Genomic DNA, 17,346 nt, shown 5'->3' with positions numbered 1-17,346 from the left:
TGGTATTATTAGATTTCAGTTTTTTTCGGGTCGGTTTCGTGGAGGTAAGGTTCGTCCATCATAAAACTGAGTAACTAACTTACTTAGTCCGAGCCATGCTAGTGCAAAGATTAAGGGAGCTAGAGTTTCAATCACAACTACTACAACTGATGTTGTCTGAAAAATAAAAAAGCATTGGAGTCCAAGCCAAAGTAAGTACTGTTGCAACTCCACTCCCAAATCTCAATCGCTCAATAATAGAAAGCGCCGAGCTACAACTGGCACATTTTTCCGTATGAGAATGATACCTCTCCAGAAGCACGGACTTTGCCAATGGGGGAGAAAAAGTCTCTTTGCCAAATGGTTCAGCATTATATTGGTTTACCCACTGACGCAATTCAAATACAAAACTATCTGCTTTGGTTGGAAGGTAAAAGGCTTTATTAAAGTTAGGGCTACCTCCTTTAGCTTCAAGATACCTTTCTTGATAGTGGAGAAAAATTTGATCGTCTTCTAAAACACCATTTTGTCCAATGTGGTAATACCAACGCGGTCTGAGCTTAATAAACCAACCTGGAAGTTTATCAGGAAACTTAAAAGGAAAACGTGCAAATACACGACATTCTCCTTTACGTATGGGTGTAGCATAAACAACGGTTAGAATTCTGCCGCGCTGGGAGTTGATGTCGTGCCACATTAAACTTGGAGCGACAAAGGTTGTAGATAACTCTCCTGATTGCCCTGGTTTCAAACCTTGTTTCCAAATCCCTTTGAATCCATGTTTCCCAGATTCAATCACTTCAAGTTCCAAAGGTGCTGCATTTGCCCTATTGCCTACCGTTTTATGGTGTGTAAACGATATGTGGCTAGGGTCTAGTATATTTTCTAATAGTGTTAATGCATCATAAGGTACATCTCTAAATGTATTAATTACAACCCATCCTTCTGGAGATTCTTCTAATGGTTCAATTATTGGAACTTCGGTTTTGGCGGCATTTTCATATTCACCAACATATACAAATAGTAGTCCTTGCTTTTCAACTGTTGGTAATGATGCCACACAAGCTCGTTTTGATATCTCTGCTGTTCCACCTTTGACTTGTTGGGGAATCCTTTGACAATTTCCATCGCCAGAAAAAGCCCAACCGTGATAGGGACATTCCAACAGCCCATCGTCACTAATCCTGCCTTCAGACAACGGTGCTAAACGATGAGGACACTGGTCTTCAAAGCTTCTCCAAGATTGGGCAAGTCTATCCCACCAAATTACAATATCTCTTCCCAGCACTGTAAAAGGCGTTGGTTTTGATTTGTCTAAATCCTCTAGGTAATGGATGGGATACCATGTCTCTTTATAATCAAAACTATTCGGATCGCTACCGCCCCCAGGCTGTTTTGAGTGAAAACTATCTCTGATATTGACTTCTTTCTCAAACATTTTTGATGTTTATTAATTTTTATTGCCTACTCTCAGATTTATTTTAGCTAGTATGAACATTGGCTGTATGGCGATCGCATTTCCATAAATGATTTTATGAATAGCTACTAAGCTCGACTTTATCCAAAATTAAGAACTTGGTTCTCCTTATAGAGCAAAAGCCCTAGCTTTTTGGCAAAAACTTTTTCCATTCGCTAAAGCCGATGTAACGAGCTTTTCCCTGACGCACTACTTCAGCGAGTGCCGTCATAGTTTCTTCCAAAGGCGTATTTTGAATCGTAGCGATGGCATTGGTACAGGTCAACGTATGTCAAAAACCCAAAAGAATTTTGACTTCTAGACAATGATCCTACTGCGATCGCTTTTAGGCATCTGCCCGAAAAAGATATTTATGTCCAATTAATAAATTCTTACAATTTGGGACTCGTATTTTCCATCGATTTGGTGTACCTTGTTAATTCTGTGCAATTATTAATACCTAACTTCTTGCAACTTTACTCAGACAAATTTTAAACCAATGCCTTCGAGGAAACATCAATGAATACTTCTAATGAGATACATACAAAGAAAATCATCAAAAAATCCGACAAGCTTACCCTGAGACAGATGAAGTTAATCGAGGAGGCTGAAGACCAACTTCTTCAAGCTAATACTGACAATTCTACTGCCCCTGTGGTTGAAGTTGAGGAGAAAACAGTAGCGATTTCAGAGCCTAGAGTTCCTGACTATATTCCATTGCTTGATAATCCTCCAGTACAATCTGTGGGAAATTCCGGCTGGCAAGTGTCTGATGTCTGGCGGGATATTCGGGTAGATGACTTTTGTGGGTGATACTCCTGATGAACATAGGCAAAAAAGAATACGTTGCTCCTACGGTGTACGTACTGTCACAAACAGGAGTTGCTCTTTGGTAAAGAAGCCTACTAAATAATCAACGATAGCATTAAAGTTGAGTGCGTAGACGCTTAGGCGGCAAGGCGATAGACATTGCAATAGCTCAATGGGTAAACGAAAGAGAAAACATCAGAAGACATCCTTCCCTTGGATGGTAGAAGAAGAAAAATCTGTTTATTACAAAGACTGGTAACGAAATAGTTACAGATGCTGGATGGGAGAAAATTTCATTTAAAGAAGCGAGAAAACTATTTAGTCCCAGAAACTTTTCAAGAATGGTACGAACTGTTCCTAGAAAAGACATCTCCAAAATAGTATCATTCTGTGATAAAGAACATTAAAGAGTGATTTTGGCACAGGAGCATGAGCAATATACTGAATTACATTGAAGAGAATCCTAAACAAACACAAAGGTTAATAGGACTTGAATATGAACAGTTACAACAATTAATCCTAAATGCGGAACGTTTATATCATGAAAAACAAGCTTCGCTAGAATCTAAGAAAGTTAGAGTTATTGCTGGTGGAGGAGGTCGCAAACCAAAATTACCTATTCCCGAACAAATCATTTTAACTTTGGTGTATCTCCGGCATTTAACAACCTTCCAACTTCTAGGTATTCAGTTTGAAGTAAGCGAGTCTACCGCCAATGATACATTTAACTATTGGTTGCCTAACTTGCGAGAATTACTGCCATCAGTTTGCTTGAACAAATAAAAAAAAACGCTTCTGACTATGATGTAGTAAAAGAAATACTCACAGAATATGAATTAATAGTAGATAGCTATGAACAAGTTAGAGAAAGACCTGGAGACAATAATGAGCAAAAGAAATATTTTTCAGGCAAGAAGAGTAATCATACATTTAAAACTCAAATGATTATTTTACCTGATGCTAGCGATATCGTTGATGTTGTAGCAGGTGAACCTGGGCCAAAAAGCGATATAACTTTGTTTCGAGAATATCGGTTAGAGTTTGATGCCAAACAAAGATTTAAAGGGGATAAGGCATATATTGGAGAAGATTTAATTACAACTCCAATTAAGAAACCAAGAAATCGAGAACTAACAACTGAACAAAAAGAACAAAATAAAATATTTTCATCTAAACGGATCTTTGTTGAACATCGAATTCGATCAGTCAAAATATTTCGAGTTGTTCAAGAAAGATTTAGGTTAAATCCCCCACAAATATGAGCAAGTAATCTTGACGATTTGTGGACTAGTAAGGTTACGAATTCGAGCGCTAATATTACCATTAGAAATATCGGCTATATCATCAGGTTGAAATTACCGCATATAACTAAATATTTTTGCCTAATTATCAACAGTAAATATCTCAAAGTCTTATTTTATCGTACAGAGTAACTAATTTAAGATGATTGCATTTACGGGCTACAGCCTAGCCACACAAAGGCTTTAACTGTTTTCGGAGATGTCTAAAATACAGATATCCCTCTTCTGTCACTTTCCGAGTATTCTGAATAAAAGGATTAAAAGAAAAAACTCTGGAAGATAAGCAGGGCAATGGATGTAGAATTACAAATCCTGAAACATTTGGCAAGAGATGCCCACCCAACAGTTGCCATTATAGATGAATATTGTGCAGAGTATAAAGACCTGTTTAAGGAAGTAAGAAATTATGAGTGCTTCAAATATTTACATCTGGGAATAATGTCACCAATTAAAAGAAAATCGTTACCAGAGATAGCGAAAGCCGTAAGTATAAATTCTGCACAGTCATTACATCATTTTTTAGCTAATTCAGATTGGTCAGTAGAGGAATTAAAACAACGAAGATTAAATAAACTCAAAAAAGTCTTAGATGGCAATGCGATTACAGTAGTAATAGATGAAACAGGAGACAGGAAAAAAGGTAGAAAGACTGATTATGTAGCCAGGCAATATTTAGGGAGTGTTGGAAAAGTCGACAATGGAATAGTTTCAGTCAATGTTTATGGAGTTTACTCTAATATAACTTTTCCTTTAAGTGTAAAAATATTCAAACCAAAAGGGACGCTAAAAGAAGGAGATAAATATAAAACTAAAATAGAGTTAGCATCAGAAATTATTACAGAGCTAATTGAATCAGGCTTTACTATTAAATTAGTACTGGCGGATAGTTTATATGGTGAAAGTAGCGAATTTATTAGAAAACTAGCTGAATATAAATTAGATTATGTCGTAGCGATAAGAAATAATCATGGAGTCTGGCTGCCAGCAGGACAGAGGGTTAGAGCGAACAAGTGGTGTAAATTTGAGAGAACATTTAGCAATGATAAATCAGAAATTAGATACATTAGGGAAATAATTTATGGTAAAAAAGAGCCATAACTTACTGGGAAATAACTACTGACCCAGAAACTATGCCAGAAAATTCAACAACATTTGTAATGACAAATCTTCAAGGTAATCTCAAGAAAACTTTAGGTGATTTATATGGATTAAGAACCTGGGTAGAATATGGTTTTCGACAGTGTAAGCAGGAATTAGGCTGGACAGATTATCGTTTCACAAATTTTCAACATATTGATAGATGGTGGGAAATTATTTTTTGTGTTTACACAATGATTAGTTTAAATTCTTCCACCTTGTTAGGCTTAAATAAATCTGGTCAAATTGAACCTGAGTTACAAGAAAATAGTGATGTTGATTTTTCTAATCATCAACAATGGAACCATGAATGCGGATGGAAAAACACTTTAAATAATTTGCGTCTCATTGCCCAACCACTATTACTATTTTGGTTGATTTATCCCTGGATACATATTTTCCAAAATTCTAATTTATTGCTGGGATTCAATCAATTAATTAGTGCAATGAATCAATTTAAACCCTATTATGCTTCTGGATAATTTCATTTAGTTACTACTTGCTTATTCCGGAGAGTGACAGAAGAGGGATATAGCGTTTCTCAATCTAGTGAGGTACGTTTTTAAAGCTACTTGTTTTGATATAAAAGGTTCGTGTGTACTTCAGTAGCCTGGGAAACGCGATATCTCGAAATACTTTCAGAATCTAACGTAGATATAGATTTAGATGATGAATCAGCAATAGTTGTAGCGGTTGAGCAGGCATGGGTGAGGTTTGTTCAGCTTGGTTGGGTTCTATTGGGTTATCTGTAAATCATTGTGAGGTCTGGTTGAGACTTGCAAGTGCAGCTTGCGATTCGCCCAGATGCCTTTGGTCGTTTGTACATTCGTTCCATGTAGTCCACCAGCGTGGGGAAAGTGACGAGTAGCTGAACTTCGTTCGCCCAATCCAGTGTGTAAGCAAGCACAAAATCAGCCACTGTGACGTGTTCACCCACTACAAACTGCCGATCCAACAAATGGTTCTCTAAAACGACAGCCATACTGGTGAAGTCTTGCCGAGCGAGAGGTATTTCAGCAGGCAATCTCAACTCTTCTGGGTATATAAACGTGTGGCGAGCGATACGCCATAGCGGCTGTTCCAATTCGGTGGCAGTAAAGAGGAGCCAACGATAAAGCTGTGCTCGCAGAAGCAAGTCTGTAGGTACCAGGTTAGATTCTGGGTACTTCTCACCGAGGTACAAAGCAATGGCTACGGATTCAGTGATGATATGTTCGCCATCGATGAGTACAGGGAGCTTGCCAGTGGGATTGATGGTGAGAAAATCGGGTGTACGGTGTTCACCTGCCCGTATATTGATGGAGATTGCTTCAAATTCCACCCCAAGTTCCTGGAGAACCCAGCAAACTCGAATTGATCGCGTGGGAGCAAATTCATAGAGTTTCATGAATCAACCTCAGTGATGTGCAAATATCTTTCATCTTGTTGTTGGTCAGTGGTCAGTGGCTATTTACAAAGGACAAAGGACGAATAACAGATGTTGGTATAGGCTCAGATGGGGAATGGCACGCTTGTTAATCGCAAAGCCCTGATATAACAAGATTTTGAGTGTGGGGAGTGTGGGGGGTAAGACTTCTTCCCCGTCCTCCCACACCTCCCACACCCTGCCAGCAAGGAGGTTTCAGCTTTTCAAGCGTGCCATTCGGCTCAGATGGTTTGTTCGCAGTTGATCATCCACGGTGTCCCAAACTGATCGGTCAACATGCCAAAGCGCGATGACCAGAAGGTTTGCGTGATCGCCATCTTCACCTTGCCGTTTTCTGCTAGAGCGTGAAAAAGCCGTTCTGCCTCAGTGATTTCAGGAACGCTAATTTGTACGTAGAAACCTTGCGGGGTTTCAAAGTATCCTGGTGGGCAGTCAGATCCCATCAGGAGGCGATCATCTAGTTCAAGGCAAGCGTGCATGATTTTGTCTTGCCATTCCGGTGAGACATTTTCGGCGGAAGGTGCTTCTTTGTGTGTCATCATCATAGTCATCTTGCCACCCAGACATTGTTCATAGAACTTGAACGCTGCCTCACAGTTGCCGTTGAACATCAGGTAAGAATTGAGTTTCATTGATTTCTCCTTTTGTAATCGATTCTGCGTTTTGATGAGCGGATCGTTCGCATATAAACATCATTTGCGCGGTTGTTGATGACGTTACTCTTGCTGCTGCGTTTCAAGTTGAGCGCGAATGCGGTCTTCCTGCTCCCCTTAAGGCGGGTGTCAGGACTTCACCAAAATCCTCTGCCTCGAATACGGGACGAATCTCAATCTCGGAGTCTCCTGGCATAGGGTTAGGGCAGCGCTTGACCCAAGCAACTGCCTCTTCCATTGAGTTCACCTGCCACAGCCAGTACCCTGCCACTAGCTCCTGCGCTGGAGTGAAAGGTCCTTGGGTGACGGTGCGATCGGTTCCTGAAAAGTGAACTCGCACCCCTTTTGAGCTAGGATGAAACCCCTCAGCGGCGAGCAAGATACCTGCCCTAGCTAATTCTTCGTTGTACTGCCCCATTTCAGTTAAAAGCTGTTCGCTCGGCATGACCCCAGTTTCAGAGTCTTGGGTTGCTTTGACAAAGACCATGACTTTCATTGTGAAATCTCCTGTTGAATGGTTTTGAGTTAGATTGCGAGGGTTGGGTGTGCTGATTAGCGCAAAGCGCAACTCCGAAGGAACCGCTAATCAGCAGCGACACGCTTAAGTTCATCAATCTCGATCTTCTTCATTTGCAGCATGGTAGTGGTCACTTTTTGAGAGGTTGCCGCGTCGGGGTGGTTGAGTAACTCAATCAGAATGCGAGGAATAATTTGCCAGGAGACACCGTATTTGTCTTTGAGCCAGCCGCATTGCTGTGCGGTTTCATCCCCCATAAGCAGACAATTTTTGCCAGTAATCGTCCACGTCCGCCTGGGTATCGCAAAAGATTTGGAAGGAAATCGCCTCGTTAAATTTGAAGGTCGGACCACCGTTGAGTGCTGTGAACGGCTGACCATCAAGTTCAAAGCTGACAGTCATGACGGCTCCGGCTGGTTTTCCGTGAATTTCCTGTCCAGCGTCTCCATATCGACTGACGTGGACAATTTTGGAATTGCGAAAAATCGACGTATAAAACTGAGCGGCGGCTTCGGCTTGATCATCAAACCATAAACAGGGAGTGATTTTGGAATTGTTTTGCATGAGGGTTCTCCTTGAGTTCAAGCGGTTAAGGACGGTCAACAAGAAGGGTGTGGGGTGTGGGGTGTAGGGTGTAGGGTGTAGGGAAGACTGCATTAGTCCGGGCTTGAACCCCCACCAATGCTATCGTCTTGACTCATACGGGGCTTGTAACCAAGAGTGTTGTTGGGGCTAAATATTCACTACACCCCACACCCCACACCCTATACCCCGCCCCAACGGGGCTTGGTCAGGAGCTGTGCTGGTAGTCCCGCAACTTCGATGACAGGACGGATTTCGACGGTGCCGACTTTTGCACCTGGGATGCGGGTGGCGATCGCAATGGCTTCATCCAAATCCTGAGCATTAACGAGGAAGAATCCACCCAGTTGTTCGCGGGTTTCGGCAAATGGTCCATCGGTCACGAGTGATTTGCCATCACGGACTTGGACACTGGTTGCGGTTGCAACAGGATGGAGTGGAGCCGTCGCCAGAAATTGTCCTTGAGTATGCAAGTGCTGGGCGAGTTGGGCAGATTCCCCATAGCAATGCTCCCGCTCGGTGTCGCTCATGGCGTTTTCGTCCATATAAATCAGCAGCAAATATTTCATTCGGTTGCCTCCTTTGTGATTAAGTCGAACGGGAATTGTCCAAATCGACACCTGAGTGCAAAAATTTTGTCTAGTACAATTGAACTTATCTCCCTTTATCAGTCAGTCGAACGGCAATTGCTCAAATCGACACCTTGCCCAAAATTCTTTATGTCTCTTTGTCAAAGGTATGGCTTCAATCCCAAAAATAGATGTGGCTCAAGCAATTGCTGCCCTTTATCGAACTGAATGGGGGCGCATTGTCGCTATTCTGATTCGGCTGGTCGGAGATTTTGATGTAGCTGAAGAAGCTGCACAGGCAGCATTTACAGCGGCAGTGAATCAGTGGGAAAGCGACGGTATTCCTGATCGTCCCCGTGCCTGGATTATCCGAACTGCCCGGTACAAGGCGATCGATCGCCTCCGACGACGCACGAAACTGACCGAAAAACTGGAGTGGTATGCGGCATCTGGCTTAATTCCATCCACTGAAGAACCAACCTATGACAGTGATGAAATTGAAGACGATCGCCTGCGATTAATCTTTACCTGCTGTCACCCGGCACTGGCAACGGAAACTCAAGTAGCGTTGACCCTCCGAATGTTGGGTGGACTGGAAACCGACGAAATTGCCCGCGCCTTTCTTATACCGACTGCAACAATGGCACAACGGTTAGTTCGTGCTAAACGCAAAATTCGAGATGCAGGCATTCCTTACAAAGTACCTGAGACGACTGATCTCGCTCCCCGGATAGAGGCAGTCCTGACAGTCATTTATCTCATCTTCAACGAAGGCTATGCCGCAACCAAAGGAGATGCGCTCGTGCGGGCTGACCTCTGCATCAAAGCGATTCGCTTGGGGCAACTGGTGCGGCAATTACTGGCACCCCAACCCCCATCTGAAGTCACAGCACTGGTGGCGCTGATGTTATTGCACGATTCGCGGCGCAATGCGCGTCTAGATGAGGCAGGCGATTTGATTTTGCTAGAAGATCAGGATCGCAGTCGTTGGAACCATCTACAGATTGCTGAGGCGTTACCTCTGGTAGAGGAAGCGTTGCGGGGTAGAACCGGAGTGTATGCCCTGCAAGCGGCGATCGCAGCCCTCCATTGTCAGGCAACCCGCGCCGAAGAAACAGACTGGGCGCAGATCGTGCGGCTCTATGAGGTGTTGGAACGCTTGCAGCCCTCACCCATTGTTACCTTGAACCGAGCAGTGGCGATCGCAATGGCAGACAGTCCTCAAGCCGCATTTGGACTGATTGATAGCCTTGCTCCAGAACTGGACAGCTATCATCTCTTTCATGCCACCCGTGCAGATTTATTCCGGCGTGTTGGAGCGTTAGAGGAAGCGACCCAGAGCTATACACGGGCACTAGAATTAGTGACAAATGACAGTGAGCGTCGTTTTCTGGAACGTCGGTTGCGCGAAGTTCAACCTAACATTCAGTCCGGCTAAGGCTTTACAACAGTTTAAAGCGCCAGGCATCCATGATGCCGTGGAAAAAGAAATGAAAAATCTTCTAACAGGGTGAACTTGTAACTTAACAAAAGGCAAAAGAAGACAAGTCGGCTTAGTACTTTAGTACTGTTATAATCCAATCGTTTCATCAAGTTGTGTTAGGGTGCAGCAAATCACCAATCGGCTCTCTGGCACATCCACATCCACCTCAACTGATAGAGGATTCCGACATGGATAACAATCCCAGCATTCTCTCGCACGTTTCGATTGGTACTAATGATTTTAAACGAGCGATCGCCATTTGTCGTAGTGCGGTTCCTGCGGCGAGCGTTCGCGGAGCCTCTCGCAGAGAAGCCATCGCTCTGTGAATATAGGGCAATGCAGCGTTCATTGATGTGCAGTTATTCAATTTCTCCTCTTTCTCCCCACCCTCCCCACACTTCCCACACTCAAAAATCTTGTTATATCAGGGCTTTGCGATTAACAAGCGTGCCATTCTAGTCTGCGGCAAAATTTCACTAAGCCTAAGTGTTTAAAGTATAAAATAACACTTTAAATACTTAGCTGTCTGGAGAAAAGGTATTAATCGTATTTTATGTCGGATAAAAGATAAGGGTATCTTATTTTGTCTTCAACCGCGATCGGGTATACTTAATTTTTAAATTCAAAGCTGTGACTTTAGCCATAAGTTGTCACAATAGGACAACTTATGCTTGGATCGAGGAGTGAAAGGAGATATAACTGGCATCACCGTAACTTGGAGTCCGGTTGATGTTACTGCTTCGCTTGCAGGCTGAACTGCTGGTAGGCTTGAATCAAAGGCAGAAGCGAGGCTAACTTTCGGACAACTTTTAGCTGGTTTTTCAACTGTGTGACAAGTGATTCCTTGGTTTTCAACTTTGAGACAACTTTTAACTGTATTAGTTTTATGGCAGAAGAAATTTGCCTACGATAGTATCAGTGTTTCACGTTCAAAGGCAGACAACTTATACCTTGTGCTTTGGACAGATTTTGTCTAAAGTCACAATACTGAACTTTCTTCAGAACTACCGAGTGCGATCGCATAATTAGTCAACTCCAAACAGACGAGGCTTGGGATCTAGATTTATACCTTTGGTTGCACGATTAGATAAGGTTTGCTGCCAATTTGATGCAAGCAAAGGACAAGCAGCCAGTTCAGCAGAAGCTTCTCGATCATTTATTTGATGATGCATAATATCGTTAGCCAAGGCAATCGTCCATTGAGGGAAGGGGCGATCGCACAGAACAAAGAACTGCTCCCGTTTCACATAACCTTCCTTGAGAACACGGAAATACCAGCCAGTCTTGCCTGTTTTCTGAACTTGCAATGCTAGATCCTTTATTTGCCAACGTCGTGATATTTTCCAACAGGGTTGACGAGGCTGGGAAACCTGGATACATGCTGTTCCAATCTCATAGGTATCGCCAATACAAACTGATGTTTCTGTCATTTCTGCAACAGTAAAGTTTTCTCCAAATGCACCGTACAACAGTTCGGATTGATTGAGTGCAACCTGCCAAGTTGGATAATGCTGAACAGCATAAGCGAGTACTGCTTTTTCAGGTCCTCCATGATATCTCAAGTCAGCCTGTCCATCGCCATCTAAATTAGTTTTTCCCAACCAAACTGCTTCTTCAACTGGGTCTTTGAAAAACCCAGTTGACCATCGGCGATCATTTAGATCATGAGAATTTTCCACACCCAGATATTTAGGAAGACCTACCTGAATAGAAATTAGATAGGGTATTTTCATTAAGATATGGACTCACGGATTGCGGTATATTGCATATACTAATTATAAAAAATGGGGGATAATTTATTTTTTGGAAGTCTCTAACTCTTCAACCGCATTGCGATAGAGAATCAGAGAGGTTTGATGCAAAGTCGCTAGTGCTTCTAACTGATCGTGAAAATCACAATTGAGAAGACGATACTTATCCACGCAACATCTGATTATTTTTCTCAAAATAAGCTTGAAGAAAGAAGGTTTTTCTTTCTTCAAACTTATTCCTTGATTATAAACTGCTGTTGAATAAGACTACCCAGGAATCGAAGGCTACTTCAGGTCATTGATAGAAGCGCCGAAGTTGATATGGAAAGGTGTATTGTCAATAACCAAAACTGGTACTGATTTCACACCCAAACCTTCTGCTTCAGAAATACGTGAGCTTTCATTACCAAGATTTACTATCTCAAGGGCATATTGTGATGGGTCAAGAGCTGTTGTGAATTGCTGTTCAGCAGCCAAACATACTGGGCATCCTGCGTGGTAAAACACTGCGTTTTTCATATTCTAATTTACTCTTAACTATTAGGCGTTGCTAGTCCTAATCCTAAATATAGGAATCCGGTTTGATTACTTAAACTTTTTTAAGATAAAAGGCTTAATGAATAAGACTTTCAGTCTCAGTACACTCTCAAAATTGAAGTCGGATTTCTATAGTACGAAGTACGAAAACTTTTAAATTAGTTAGGACTCCTAAACAATAAGTGAAGCAAAATAATTTGTCAAGGGGGTAGAAAGAGAAAACCCAGGAAATAGGTTTTTTTTCAGCCTCTCATTCTACATACTTGCCCAAATAGCAGCGATCGCGGCATCATAGTTTGGCTCAGAAGCAATTTCTGGTACAATCTCGCGGTAAGTTACCTTACCACTTTGATCTACCACGTAAATAGCACGGGTCAGTAGTCCTAATTCCTGAATTAGTAGTCCCCAGCCCCTAGCAAAATCCATACTTCGGTAGTCAGAGAGCATAATAATATTCTCAATTCCTTCGGATACGCACCAGCGACTTTGAGCAAATGGCAAATCTGCTGATACTGCATAGGCAACTATGGTATTACCTAGTCCTTTGAGAGCATTGCTAAACTTTTTCGTTACGATCGCACAGACTGGAGTATCTAGCGAAGGCAATGTGAGGAATAGCCGCACCTTTCCTCTAGAACAATCTAGCGGCAGCACTGGCGACAGATCGCTGCCGCTCACCCTAATATCACGTGCCATATCGCCCTCTTTGAGTTTTAAGCCTACTAAGGTTACGGGTTGACTGTGGAACGTAACCATTTCTACCTCATGTTGTTAAGAAAATTGAGTTGATGATTTAAAGAAGATGATGTTATCCTTACTTGTAATTAGGAGTCCTAACTTTCAGCAAAACTCAACAATTTCCAACTAGACGTGACTACCAATCCATTTGACACATCACAAGACCCCATTAGACAACGAGTGATGGTTGGGCTGAACAAAATTAGCCTCGCCCTAAAGACCTGTGCATGGCAAAACGCAGGACAGCAAGGGCTAACACCAACACAAGGACAAATCCTAACTTTACTACGTTCCACGAGTAATTTAGGGATGCGGTTGTCGGAAGTGGCTGATGGACTTGCAGTCACACCAGCGACAGCAAGCGATGCAGTGACTGCACTAGTAGAAAAAAACTTAGTTCAAAAGAGTAGAGCACCAGATGATGCTCGTGCTATAGCTATTACTCTGACAGAGCGAGGGGTGCGTGAAGCAGACAGTGTGGCTAGCTGGCCCGACTCTTTGCTGAGTGTCATGGATGAGCTTTCCGTATTGGAGCAAGAAGTCTTCTTACGTTGTCTGATTAAGATGGTGCGATCGCTCCAAGAACGGGGTCAAATTCCTGTTGCTCATATGTGCGTTACCTGTCACTTCTTCCGTCCCAATGTTTACTCTGATTGCGATCGCCCTCATCATTGTGCATTAGTGAATGCACCTTTTGGCGATCGCCACCTGCGCCTTGAGTGTCCAGAGCATATTACCGCCGAACCACAGGTAGCCGAGCGAGCTTGGCAAATATTTCTTTCTCAAACAAGGAACTGATCAAGTATGCAAAACCTTAGTTTAAAGTCAACAGAGAATTACGAGGAGTATCATTAAATCTAAATCAGATAACTCATAGATAGTAGACAATCTTAACTGTTGACTCAGTGTAATAAGCTAATTGTCATTCAAATTGCATCTTTGCGTCTCCTCGTCTTTCTGGGGATTTTAACCATGCAACTTGGATGCAGATGAGCTTACTAAAAATAAAATTACCTGTATATCTTCGCTTTACGCTCTTGGCATCCTATGCGGAAAGTTTTAAGCATTCATATAGTTTTTTTCAAATTTGTCCCTGACATAAGATTGCTATATATTAATTAGCTTAAGAATATTTTCTGTGCGGTGGGATCTTAGACTACCAGTACCAAACCCCTTGAATACTTATTGCTATTGAATATATAGATAATTATCTTGTCAACTAGCTCATACAAGCCTTTATGGGCGTAATTAGTCATAAATACCCACCCACGTCTTAGATTTATTAGAGGAAAAAGATTTTCAAATTGTTCACAATTTATTGCATAAAAGCTTATAGGCATCGTGATAAGTAGTTAAGAACAAAAGATAGCGATTAATTTTTGATGTAAAGCGCAATTAATCAAAGAGTACCCTTTAGTGTACCCCCGATATTACCGGAATTTTATCGCTGCTCTTGTAGAACTATTTAAGAGCTTACCCAGGTTTAAAAACTATGTTTACAGCAACTAAAAATATTGACATTTCAGAAGCAGTTAATAAAGCCTACCGTAGCCCATTCAAGCGTTGGGATGAAGTAAGTTGGATTCGGACAAAACCTGTGCGACAGGATTCAATTTCTGGGCTACCATTCTCTCCAGAATTAGTCCCACTTGCCTCGCATCAGGCAATTGCGATAGATTCTAATCGTTGGATGACTGTGCTTGCTTATCGGCTGTTGGCGCATCTACAATTCACGACTTTGTTGGAGTTGAATCATGTCAATCCCGTATGCAGTACATTAGCCCAAGGAAGAGCGCCTATTTCTTTGACTACTGAACAGAAAAACGATGCCTTACGTATTTATTGCGATGAAGGTGGTCATGCACTTTTTGTAGAAATGTTGTCAATGAAAGTAGAAGAAACTTTTAGTCTTGACCATTCTGTAATTGGACGACCACAATTTGAACGTACTTTGGATAGGCTCATTTCTGAACATCAAAGTCGCATATCACCCAACCTCATTAAGCTCTTTTTTGTCACTATTTCCGAGACATTAGTAACAAAAGTTCTTAACGATGTCCCTGCTGACCCTCGTGTAGCATCAGTTGTGCGTGATGTTATTGGCGATCATGCTGCGGATGAAGCTTTGCATAGCGTTTATTTTCGCCACTTGTTCCCTATACTGTGGCATCATCTTTCACCCTACGAACAAGAAGAAATGGGTCAATTACTGCCACAATTAGTCTGGGCATTTTTGGGGCCAGATCGTCAGTACGAGTACAACATTCTTAGACATTTAGGATTTAATAGAGAAGAAGCAGACGGAATTCTAGAGGAAGTTTACGTATCGAAAGAAGTAGCAGCAGGAGTCAAACAAGCAGCCAAACCTACATTAAAAATGTTTGATGCCTGTGGTGTATTTTCGATGTTTTCTATCCAGCAATCTTTTGCTGATTACGAGTTGCTGTAGTCTTATATACAGGAATCAGACTTGAGTTTTGCTAAGTATACTCAGAAGATTTTTTAAAAAAATCCTCTGAGAACAAAAACATCACCTGGCAGGCTTTTAGTCAGCTTGGCTTTTCAAAAATCAAATGGGATTCCTTCCTATAGCAGTCTTAAATAATTCGTGAAATCTTCTCTTTCTTTTTTTAGTTTATTTATTAAGGTGATAAACATGAAAAATGCCATAGTAATTAGGCATTTAGCTTTTGAAGACCTCGGAAGTTTGACCAACGTTCTTAAGCAACAAGACTATAAAGTGACCTATGTCGAAGCAGGACTTGATAGCCTAGCTGAAATTAATCCTCTGACTCCGGATTTGCTCGTTATTCTTGGGGGACCTATCGGCGCTTACGATGAGCAGGATTATCCCTTTATAGTTGATGAGATGCGTTTACTAGAAAGTCGTCTGGCATCAGATTTACCTACATTAGGAATATGTCTGGGCGCTCAACTGATGGCACGTAGTCTTGGAGCCAAGGTATACCCTGGGAAAGAAAAAGAGATTGGCTGGGCACCATTAGAACTCAGTAATGCTGGTATTGATTCCGCCCTAGCTTACTTAGCGGTAGAGCATACATCTGTATTGCACTGGCACGGGGATACCTTCGATTTACCCATAAACTCTACTTTACTTGCCTCTAGTGCCAAGTACCAAAACCAAGCATTTTCCTGGGGTAAATCTGGTCTAGCATTACAGTTTCATCCAGAGGTAACTGCTTCTGGTCTAGAGCGTTGGTTTATTGGACATGCTTGCGAGATCGCTCTCACTTCTGGTGTTAGTGTCGCTAAATTACGCCAGGATACAGCTGACTATGCTGCCACCTTAGAGGTTCAAGCCACCAAGTTTTGGCAAGCTTGGTTGGCATCAGTTTTTGCTCCTGAAGCAATACTTGTCGGTTAAGAGGGAAAGGGGAAAGAAAAAACCTTTCCTCAAAACCAAATTCTGATTTGAAAATGCTTTATCTCAAGCAGTATTGGCTCCTGAAGGCAATAATTCAGTAAACAGAATACAGAACATTTAATTAATTCCATTAGAACAATACAAAAAATAATGAATATCGAAGTTTTGGAACGCAGTTTTGCGTGTATAAAACCTCATGCCACAGAGTTTGTAGCTAGTTTTTACAGTAATCTATTTACTGATTACCCCCAAGTTAAACCTTTGTTTGCCAACAGTAATATGATTGAGCAGGGAAAGCATTTGATGAGTGCCTTAGTACTGTTAATTGATAATTTACACGAACCAAATGTGCTAACGGACACGCTTAAGCGCTTGGGAGCAAGGCATATAAAATATGGGACTATTGGAGAACATTACCCGATGGTAGGTACATCGCTATTAAAAACATTTAAATCTTACTTAGGGACGGACTGGACACTAGAGGTAGAACAGTCTTGGACAGATGCTTATGAAGCCATCTCCAGCGTCATGCTAGAAGGGACAAAGGATATGTGACTAGTTTTGGATTTTTTCAAGTCAACCGAAGGCGATCGCATCGCTATCGAGGATGAAGACCGACTTTCTTTCATCCCTCATCCCTACTTTCATAGGAGGTACTAACAATAGATACATACATATTGGTAGATTGTGATTTTCACGATGAGTTAGAAGCATTGGCAACTCTGCGTCAGCAGTGCAGGATCGTGTATCGGAATGCGGTAGATAAGGTGGTAGAGGTACAAGAGCGAATTGTAGATGTTTACGCCGTAAATAAAGCTGATTTTCTCTCTTTGAAGGATGGAACTGAAATCCGGTTGGATCGAATTGTATCGGTTAACGGTAAACCGATTGCCTACTGCTCAAATTAAAAAGAAGAAGCGATGTCTGGCGACAAGCCGCTTCTCTACGAGACGCTCCACGAATGCATCTACGCTCTTGATGGGTTACATCAATGTAAAGGCATCAATCAATTGGACTCAACT

General features: G+C 41.9%; 17 protein-coding genes and 6 pseudogenes. 11 read left to right on the top strand and 12 right to left on the bottom strand.

Going from position 1 to position 17,346, the window contains the following annotated elements; genetic code table 11:
- Positions 1-15: 15 nt before the first annotated feature.
- Positions 16-1,417, bottom strand: a pseudogene (locus FD724_RS32485) (Rieske 2Fe-2S domain-containing protein).
- Between the two features lie 187 nt (positions 1,418-1,604).
- Positions 1,605-1,725: pseudogene (locus FD724_RS32480) on the bottom strand (aldo/keto reductase); the annotation flags it as partial.
- Between the two features lie 229 nt (positions 1,726-1,954).
- Between FD724_RS32480 and FD724_RS32475 the strand changes: the two are divergent.
- The 4 genes and pseudogenes from FD724_RS32475 to FD724_RS32460 all read left to right on the top strand — a co-directional run bounded on the left by FD724_RS32475 (position 1,955) and on the right by FD724_RS32460 (position 5,435).
- On the top strand, positions 1,955-2,248 hold the full coding sequence (locus FD724_RS32475) for a hypothetical protein (RefSeq protein WP_179075834.1): 294 nt from the start codon (positions 1,955-1,957) through the stop codon (positions 2,246-2,248).
- A 426-nt stretch (positions 2,249-2,674) separates the two neighbouring features.
- A pseudogene (locus FD724_RS32470) lies at positions 2,675-3,598 on the top strand (transposase family protein).
- Positions 3,599-3,837: 239 nt separating this feature from the next.
- Positions 3,838-5,165: pseudogene (locus FD724_RS32465) on the top strand (IS701 family transposase).
- 111 nt (positions 5,166-5,276) lie between these two features.
- Positions 5,277-5,435: a hypothetical protein gene (locus FD724_RS32460; protein ID WP_179075833.1), complete on the top strand. Its 159-nt coding sequence runs from the start codon at positions 5,277-5,279 to the stop codon at positions 5,433-5,435.
- Here FD724_RS32460 and FD724_RS32455 read toward each other — a convergent pair.
- The 5 genes and pseudogenes from FD724_RS32455 to FD724_RS32435 form a co-directional block, all read right to left on the bottom strand.
- On the bottom strand, positions 5,426-6,070 hold the full coding sequence (locus FD724_RS32455) for a glutathione S-transferase family protein (RefSeq protein WP_179075832.1): 645 nt from the start codon (positions 6,068-6,070) through the stop codon (positions 5,426-5,428). The two genes, FD724_RS32460 and FD724_RS32455, sit on opposite strands and share 10 nt — an antisense overlap.
- 260 nt (positions 6,071-6,330) lie before the next feature.
- The gene (locus FD724_RS32450) at positions 6,331-6,741 is read right to left on the bottom strand and encodes a VOC family protein (protein WP_179075831.1); all 411 of its coding nucleotides are present in this window, start codon (positions 6,739-6,741) and stop codon (positions 6,331-6,333) included.
- 84 nt (positions 6,742-6,825) lie between these two features.
- Positions 6,826-7,258 (bottom strand): annotated as a pseudogene (locus FD724_RS32445) (YciI family protein).
- An 86-nt stretch (positions 7,259-7,344) separates the two neighbouring features.
- Positions 7,345-7,843, bottom strand: a pseudogene (locus tag FD724_RS32440) (VOC family protein).
- Positions 7,844-8,043: 200 nt separating this feature from the next.
- Positions 8,044-8,430, bottom strand: coding sequence for a YciI family protein (locus FD724_RS32435; RefSeq protein ID WP_179075830.1), 387 nt, complete (start codon positions 8,428-8,430; stop codon positions 8,044-8,046).
- Between the two features lie 169 nt (positions 8,431-8,599).
- Here FD724_RS32435 and FD724_RS32430 point away from each other — a divergent pair, with 169 nt between their 5' ends.
- On the top strand, positions 8,600-9,868 hold the full coding sequence (locus FD724_RS32430) for an RNA polymerase sigma factor (RefSeq protein ID WP_179075829.1): 1,269 nt from the start codon (positions 8,600-8,602) through the stop codon (positions 9,866-9,868).
- A 233-nt stretch (positions 9,869-10,101) separates the two neighbouring features.
- Positions 10,102-10,239, top strand: a complete 138-nt coding sequence (locus FD724_RS41255) for a hypothetical protein (protein WP_256874624.1) — start codon at positions 10,102-10,104, stop codon at positions 10,237-10,239.
- A gap of 699 nt (positions 10,240-10,938) precedes the next feature.
- Here the strand turns inward: FD724_RS41255 and FD724_RS32420 are convergent.
- From FD724_RS32420 to tpx, 4 genes are all read right to left on the bottom strand, one after another.
- Entirely contained in the window at positions 10,939-11,646 is a 708-nt protein-coding gene (locus FD724_RS32420; RefSeq protein ID WP_179075828.1) for an MOSC domain-containing protein, read from the bottom strand.
- Positions 11,647-11,709: 63 nt separating this feature from the next.
- The gene (locus FD724_RS41250; protein ID WP_256874623.1) at positions 11,710-11,835 is read right to left on the bottom strand and encodes a hypothetical protein; all 126 of its coding nucleotides are present in this window, start codon (positions 11,833-11,835) and stop codon (positions 11,710-11,712) included.
- Positions 11,836-11,949: 114 nt separating this feature from the next.
- Positions 11,950-12,183 carry a thioredoxin family protein gene (locus tag FD724_RS32415; protein WP_179075827.1) on the bottom strand — a complete coding sequence of 78 codons (234 nt, stop codon included), beginning with the start codon at positions 12,181-12,183 and terminating at the stop codon, positions 11,950-11,952.
- A 273-nt stretch (positions 12,184-12,456) separates the two neighbouring features.
- A complete protein-coding gene (tpx, locus tag FD724_RS32410; protein ID WP_179075826.1) occupies positions 12,457-12,957 on the bottom strand; it encodes a thiol peroxidase in 501 nt (166 codons plus the stop codon).
- Between the two features lie 114 nt (positions 12,958-13,071).
- On the opposite strand from tpx, the gene FD724_RS32405 reads away from it, so the two are divergent.
- The 4 genes from FD724_RS32405 (at position 13,072) to FD724_RS32390 (ending at position 16,879) form a co-directional block, all read left to right on the top strand.
- Complete coding sequence (locus tag FD724_RS32405) at positions 13,072-13,737, top strand: MarR family winged helix-turn-helix transcriptional regulator (RefSeq protein ID WP_256874622.1); 666 nt, start codon at positions 13,072-13,074, stop codon at positions 13,735-13,737.
- 694 nt (positions 13,738-14,431) lie between these two features.
- Complete coding sequence (locus FD724_RS32400) at positions 14,432-15,388, top strand: diiron oxygenase (RefSeq protein WP_179075825.1); 957 nt, start codon at positions 14,432-14,434, stop codon at positions 15,386-15,388.
- A gap of 207 nt (positions 15,389-15,595) precedes the next feature.
- Positions 15,596-16,324, top strand: a complete 729-nt coding sequence (locus tag FD724_RS32395) for a glutamine amidotransferase (RefSeq protein ID WP_179075824.1) — start codon at positions 15,596-15,598, stop codon at positions 16,322-16,324.
- Positions 16,325-16,474: 150 nt separating this feature from the next.
- Positions 16,475-16,879, top strand: coding sequence for a globin family protein (locus tag FD724_RS32390; RefSeq protein WP_179075823.1), 405 nt, complete (start codon positions 16,475-16,477; stop codon positions 16,877-16,879).
- A gap of 21 nt (positions 16,880-16,900) precedes the next feature.
- On the opposite strand, the gene FD724_RS32385 is transcribed toward FD724_RS32390, so the two are convergent.
- The gene (locus FD724_RS32385; protein ID WP_179075822.1) at positions 16,901-17,038 is read right to left on the bottom strand and encodes a hypothetical protein; all 138 of its coding nucleotides are present in this window, start codon (positions 17,036-17,038) and stop codon (positions 16,901-16,903) included.
- A gap of 29 nt (positions 17,039-17,067) precedes the next feature.
- Here FD724_RS32385 and FD724_RS32380 point away from each other — a divergent pair, with 29 nt between their 5' ends.
- A complete protein-coding gene (locus FD724_RS32380; RefSeq protein ID WP_256874621.1) occupies positions 17,068-17,232 on the top strand; it encodes a hypothetical protein in 165 nt (54 codons plus the stop codon).
- The last annotated feature ends 114 nt before the right edge of the window (positions 17,233-17,346 follow it).

Source organism: Nostoc sp. C057, from assembly GCF_013393925.1.
GTDB lineage: Bacteria > Cyanobacteriota > Cyanobacteriia > Cyanobacteriales > Nostocaceae > Nostoc > Nostoc muscorum_A.
Note: the sequence above shows the minus strand (reverse complement) of the source record. Positions and strands in the feature narration are given on the sequence as shown.

What these genes read in the sequence shown, in the direction of transcription:
- FD724_RS32475 (WP_179075834.1), top strand. Translation starts at nt 1,955, where the DNA reads ATGAATACTTCTAATGAGATACATACAAAGAAAATCATCAAAAAATCC.
- FD724_RS32455 (WP_179075832.1), bottom strand. Translation starts at nt 6,070, where the DNA reads ATGAAACTCTATGAATTTGCTCCCACGCGATCAATTCGAGTTTGCTGG.
- FD724_RS32450 (WP_179075831.1), bottom strand. Translation starts at nt 6,741, where the DNA reads ATGAAACTCAATTCTTACCTGATGTTCAACGGCAACTGTGAGGCAGCG.
- FD724_RS32435 (WP_179075830.1), bottom strand. Translation starts at nt 8,430, where the DNA reads ATGAAATATTTGCTGCTGATTTATATGGACGAAAACGCCATGAGCGAC.
- FD724_RS32430 (WP_179075829.1), top strand. Translation starts at nt 8,600, where the DNA reads ATGGCTTCAATCCCAAAAATAGATGTGGCTCAAGCAATTGCTGCCCTT.
- FD724_RS41255 (WP_256874624.1), top strand. Translation starts at nt 10,102, where the DNA reads ATGGATAACAATCCCAGCATTCTCTCGCACGTTTCGATTGGTACTAAT.
- FD724_RS32420 (WP_179075828.1), bottom strand. Translation starts at nt 11,646, where the DNA reads ATGAAAATACCCTATCTAATTTCTATTCAGGTAGGTCTTCCTAAATAT.
- FD724_RS32415 (WP_179075827.1), bottom strand. Translation starts at nt 12,183, where the DNA reads ATGAAAAACGCAGTGTTTTACCACGCAGGATGCCCAGTATGTTTGGCT.
- tpx (WP_179075826.1), bottom strand. Translation starts at nt 12,957, where the DNA reads ATGGTTACGTTCCACAGTCAACCCGTAACCTTAGTAGGCTTAAAACTC.
- FD724_RS32400 (WP_179075825.1), top strand. Translation starts at nt 14,432, where the DNA reads ATGTTTACAGCAACTAAAAATATTGACATTTCAGAAGCAGTTAATAAA.
- FD724_RS32395 (WP_179075824.1), top strand. Translation starts at nt 15,596, where the DNA reads ATGAAAAATGCCATAGTAATTAGGCATTTAGCTTTTGAAGACCTCGGA.
- FD724_RS32390 (WP_179075823.1), top strand. Translation starts at nt 16,475, where the DNA reads ATGAATATCGAAGTTTTGGAACGCAGTTTTGCGTGTATAAAACCTCAT.
- FD724_RS32385 (WP_179075822.1), bottom strand. Translation starts at nt 17,038, where the DNA reads ATGCTTCTAACTCATCGTGAAAATCACAATCTACCAATATGTATGTAT.